The sequence below is a fragment of the Protofrankia sp. CiP1_Cm_nod2 genome, assembly GCF_920664355.1.
Taxonomy (GTDB): Bacteria; Actinomycetota; Actinomycetes; order Frankiales; family Frankiaceae; genus Protofrankia.
In genome coordinates, this window is the sequence record NZ_CAKKTL010000330.1 from 1775 (window position 1) to 3853 (window position 2079).

The following is a 2079-nucleotide window of genomic DNA, read 5'->3' on the forward strand; positions in this document are numbered from 1 at the left end:
CGGTGGCCTCAAGAAGCCACTCACCGCCATCAACCACCCGCCCCGGGCAGCCCGCGGTTGTGACCCTGTGCCGGTCTCGGGGTGGATGCGGTCAGAAGTCGTCTTCGGTAGGAGGGTCTGGCAGGCCGAGGGTGGCCAGGAACTGGAAGAGCGCGTCTTCGGCGTAGGTGCTGGTGGTGTCCAGGGCGGCGGCCACGGCGGCGGGGTCAGGGTCGAGGCCGGCTTCGGTGGCCCATGCGACGGCGGAGGGCGCGGCTCGGCCGCTGACCGCATCCGGCGTGGTCGGTGTGGCAGCCAGGCGCAACCCGTCCAGCGTGCGGAGCGAGGTCACGGTCTCGCGTGTGGGCATCCCACGCTCCGCACCGGACCGGCCACTGCGTACCATATGCTCCCTCGTGCACGGTTACGGGGAACCGTGGCAAATCAGGATCCGCTGCCGGTGGCGGCCGCCGCCCGGCTGGGAGAGGCACGGCGGCAGCGGCAGGGGACGGCAACGGGGGGTTGCTTGTGGGTATCGCCATCGTCGACGCGGCCAGGCTGGCGCAGGACAACAAGCGTGCCCATGAGGCTTTGACCGCCCGGCACGAACGGCTGGCCCGGCGGATGGCGGCCGAGACCAGGCTCTTGGAGAAGGTTCGCCGGGAGATGTACGACGGTGCCCTGGTGCCGTTCCGGGATGTGTTCGGCCGGCTGAAGAGCGTTGATCTGGCCGAGCTGGCCGTGATCGACGCTCTTCCGTGCGCGGACCTTCCGGACGTTGACCTGCATGAGGTGCGGGTGGGCGCCGTGGAGGTGGTCGGTGCGGTGGCCGGTGGCGCGGCGGCTGGCGCCGCTGCCGGGGCGGGGGCCGGGGCTGCCACGTTCGCCGCGGTGGGGGCGTTGGCGACCGCGTCGACCGGGACGGCGATCTCCGGTCTGTCCGGGGCGGCGGCGACCAGCGCGATCCTGGCCTGGCTTGGTGGCGGTTCGCTGGCTGCCGGTGGCGGTGGGGTGGCTGCCGGTACGACGGTGCTGGGCGCGATCGTGGCGGCGCCGGTGGTGCTCGCTTTCGGGGGTGTCCTCGGCGGGGTTCTGGAGTGGCGGGGACGCAAGGCCCGCAAGGATCAGCAGGAGACCGCGGGCCGGCTTGACGAGGCCGATGCCGAGCTGCGGCTCGCCGAAACGGTGGCGGATGCCGTGTGCGGGCGCAGCGAACAGATCCGGGATGTCCTCAGCGGCCTGTACGCGGCCATTCTGGAGCGGTTGCCCGCCTTGGAGGAACAGCTCGCCACCAACGACGACTACGCCACCTATCCGCCGGAGCAGCGTCGGCTGGTCGCGGTGCTCGTCAGCCTGGCCAGTACCACGGTCACCGTGATGAGCACGCCGCTCACCGATGAGGACGGCATGGTCACTGATCTGTCTCAACAGGTGGTCGACGACGCCTGGCGGCGCCTGGGCGACATCGGCCCGGCCGCGGCATGAGCGGGATCGAAGCTGAACAGCCCGTCAGCTCCAGGTTTCCGTCTGGCGGCGGCTTGCTGCCCGGTGGTGTGGACGCGGCCGTCCGGGCCTACGTGGATCACGCTACCCGGCGGGCGGCCGCGGAGACACTGGCGACGTTGGACGCCCGGGCCACGGTGCGGCGACTGGCCGAGCGGTATGCCAACCACGGCAACCCGCAGCGGGCCGGGCATCTGTTCGAGGTCATGCACGCGTTGACGTTCAACCGCAATGCCATTCGGGCCGGGGCGTCGGTGCGGGCCGAGGTCACGCAGTGGGCCGCCGGTGGTTCCCAGACGGCGTCGGCGGATGTGCGGCTGCGTGACGGTGGCCGGCTGGTCGCCGAGGCGCAGGCCAAGCTGTTCAACCGGCCGGCGGCCACGGCGCATGCACTGGCCCGTCCCGGCTACACCGGCATGCAGCGGCTGGTGGCGACCGACAAGCTCGCCGCCGTGGACAATCTGCTGGACCGGCGGTTGCGGATGCCACCGGAAGGGCTGCGGTTCGACGACTACCGCGATACCCGGGCCCATCTCACCGACCGGCTCCACCACGGGTCGGTGCGTGGCCGCGGCATCAGCCTGGGTGAGGCGCACC

General features: G+C 71.8%; 2 protein-coding genes and 1 pseudogene. 2 read left to right on the forward strand and 1 reads right to left on the reverse strand.

Going from position 1 to position 2079, the window contains the following annotated elements; genetic code table 11:
- Nucleotides 1–91: 91 nt before the first annotated feature.
- On the reverse strand, nucleotides 92–349 hold the full coding sequence (locus NBW84_RS22740) for a hypothetical protein (protein ID WP_250287277.1): 258 nt from the start codon (nucleotides 347–349) through the stop codon (nucleotides 92–94).
- A gap of 158 nt (nucleotides 350–507) precedes the next feature.
- Between NBW84_RS22740 and NBW84_RS22745 the strand changes: the two genes are divergently transcribed.
- Together NBW84_RS22745 and NBW84_RS22750 are read left to right on the forward strand one after the other, a co-directional pair.
- Complete coding sequence (locus tag NBW84_RS22745; protein WP_250287278.1) at nucleotides 508–1464, forward strand: hypothetical protein; 957 nt, start codon at nucleotides 508–510, stop codon at nucleotides 1462–1464.
- Nucleotides 1461–2079, forward strand: a pseudogene (locus NBW84_RS22750) (hypothetical protein); the annotation flags it as partial. The gene NBW84_RS22745 and the pseudogene NBW84_RS22750, both read left to right, overlap by 4 nt.

Coding starts and splice junctions, on each gene's coding strand:
- NBW84_RS22740 (WP_250287277.1), bottom strand. CDS start 349: ATGCCCACACGCGAGACCGTGACCTCGCTCCGCACGCTGGACGGGTTG.